Annotated in this window: 2 protein-coding genes and 2 tRNA genes; 2 read left to right on the forward strand and 2 right to left on the reverse strand. The window is 29.8% G+C overall.

The features are described from left to right. Positions 1-176 (reverse strand): transporter substrate-binding domain-containing protein (locus Q0J90_RS14725; protein WP_367173869.1); only part of this gene is annotated, 176 nt, incomplete at its 3' end. 347 nt (positions 177-523) lie between these two features. Beyond that, entirely contained in the window at positions 524-2467 is a 1944-nt protein-coding gene (locus Q0J90_RS08140; protein ID WP_297277431.1) for a fructose-1,6-bisphosphatase, read from the reverse strand. A 165-nt stretch (positions 2468-2632) separates the two neighbouring features. On the opposite strand from Q0J90_RS08140, the gene Q0J90_RS08145 reads away from it, so the two are divergent. Both Q0J90_RS08145 and Q0J90_RS08150 read left to right on the forward strand, forming a co-directional pair. After that, positions 2633-2706, forward strand: a tRNA-Pro gene (locus Q0J90_RS08145). Positions 2707-2708: 2 nt separating this feature from the next. After that, positions 2709-2782 (forward strand) — tRNA-Arg (locus Q0J90_RS08150).

Genomic DNA, 2782 nt, shown 5'->3' on the forward strand with positions numbered 1-2782 from the left:
AGTTTAGAAAATCTCATAGGCACAAATTGTATTTCAAAATCTGATGCTTCAGCTATTTCATTCATTAAATCGTAATCGAATCCGCCTATATTATCATTGCTTGAATTCTGTATAGGATAATCATAAGTATATATACCAACTCTTAGTGTTTCATTAGAATAGTTATTAACTTGTATTTCATCTTCTTCTAAGTCATTTGTATTGGAATAATTACCACAGGCGGTAAAAAATTATAAAAGTAAACAATATAAAAACAACAATTTTTTTCATTTGTATAAAATATGTTTTTTAATGTATATAAAAATAATATATGCATATAAGAAAAAGTCAAGCAATTATTTTTTATCAAATTTCAAATATATATTATATTATTTTAATATGCTGTTTATGTTTTATATTTTTTATTTGTTAACAGTAGTGTTATAAAATCTATTTTTAAAAGTAATATAAGTTTTATATCTATAGGCATGGCAATAAAAAAGCTGACATCATAAATTATGATATCAGCTTTAATTTTATATTATTAATTAATTTTTTCTTTAACAATACCGCTTCTGTATGCTTCTAAAAGCTCTAATAAATCATTTATTCGTTTGTATAATTCTTTTCCGGTATCCGTTTCTCCGACAGTGATTCTTTTTATAAAACGTTCTACTATTATGGATCTAGGCTGCAATTTATATCCTGATTCTACAACTTCAGCAAAAGGTCTGTGTTCTGCTATTACCATTCTGTTGGAATTGGATATCAAAGTGTAGCCTCCTATTCCTGTGTTCTTATGATATGCTTTAGAGAGTCCTCCGTCTATAACAAGAAGTATTCCTCCTCCTTTTATAGGACTTTCTCCTTTATGAGTTTTTACAGGAACATGTCCATTAACTATATGCGAAGTTTCTATATCCAAATCAAATTCTTTTAATATCTTTTGGCAGTATTCCTTGCTGTCTATATGATAATAGTAAGGATTATAAAGTTCTTTATGAGTTTCTTTATCTTCTATAAAATATCTCTCAAATGTGGTCATTTTATTTTTACCAAATAGAGGCGATTTAGGACCTGACCATAAATACCAGCAGTAATCTAATGCATTTAACTGCTCTTCGCTTCCAACCTCGCAGTAGAATGCTTTGCGTACTTTATCTTCTACCTGCTTAATATATCTTTTTCCTGATAAATACTGACCATCAATATAAACATCATCAAAAGATCCGTCTTCTCTAGTAGGTATGCATCCATGATAAAGAAGATTGCCGTTAAATATTCTATATATTCCGCCTTTAGCATATATGTAGTTAGTATGCCTTTGAAGAGTAGGGCTGTTTATGAATGAAAATGCCAATGTCTGTATTAATGTATTTTCTCCCTCTGTAAGTTCAAAAGGATTATTTTTATCTATTGTAGGGAAATTTTTATCTCTAAGTTCGTAAGTTTTTCCATCTATTGTGATAGTGCCTGCATCATAATCTATTTTATCAAGCAGTATTCTCTCGTCCATTCCATAATTAGGATGCCTTTTTATAAGCTGGCATTCTAATTTGAATTGTATAATTGATATAGCCTTATGCATTTTAGCAGCTAAATCTTTATCAACCTCATCGTATATATTTTTATCTAATGTATTAGGCTTAAATACTTCGCAAGGATCATCTTTATAAACATCATTGGCAAAAGATGATAATGATCTTAAATTAATACCATAACTGTATTCAAGCAAGTCGAAATTATTATATCTTACAGCCAAACGAACGGCATTAGCTACGCATATTAAGCTTCCTTTAGCTGCACCAAGCCAATGTATATCATGATTTCCCCAAGCTATATCAACCTCATTGAAAGTCATTATGCTTTCCATAACTTTATCCGGATGAGGTCCTCTGTCATAAATATCTCCCACTATATGAAGCCTGTCTACACTGCATTGACGTATAAGCTGGCAAAGAGCTATTATAAACTTTTCTGCAGCAGATATTTCTATAATAGAATCTATAATAGAAAAGTAGTAATTTTCTTTATTTTCTTCAGCATCAGTTTGCAGTAATTCATCTAATATATATGCAAAGTTCTGAGGCATTTTTTTTCTAATTTTTGATCTTGTATATTTGCTTGTTACAAGTTTGCATATTCTAATAAGTCTGTATATTGTAATTCTGCACCAATCAGAAAAATCTTCCATACTTGATTTATTATTTATAGTATTTTTAGTGTCCACTATTAGTATTTGAAGTTCAACTCTGTCATGTTCAGGTATAGTGTTTTTAAATAGAATTTCTATTTTTTCTTTGATAACCCCAGAAGAAGTTCCTAGCAAATATTCAAACCCTTCAGATTCTCCATGTATATCGCTCAAGAAATATTCAGTACCTTTAGGAAGTTTGGAAATAGCTTTAAGGTTAATAATTTCTACGGAAGCATCATCTATTGTAGGGTATTTTTTAGATAATAATTCTAAATAATCTTTATCTCTCATGATTTAACCCCCAAATATAATTGATACTAACAATTATATACAAAAAAATTGGTTAATCTATATAAATTGTAAAATATTCTTAAATTAATTTATGAAAAAATCATAATTAAAGATATTGACAAAAAAAATAATTAGTATATAATTGTTTTAACTTGAAAACGATTGCGGGATGTAGCGCAATTGGTTAGCGTACCTGCTTTGGGAGCAGGGGGTTGTGAGTTCGAGTCTCACCATCCCGAATGCGCTAGTAGCTCAATTGGATAGAGCAACTGCCTTCTAAGCAGTAGGTTACAGGTTCGATTCCTGTCTGGCGCG

The organism is uncultured Brachyspira sp. (assembly GCF_944390595.1).
Lineage (GTDB): Bacteria > Spirochaetota > Brachyspiria > Brachyspirales > Brachyspiraceae > Brachyspira.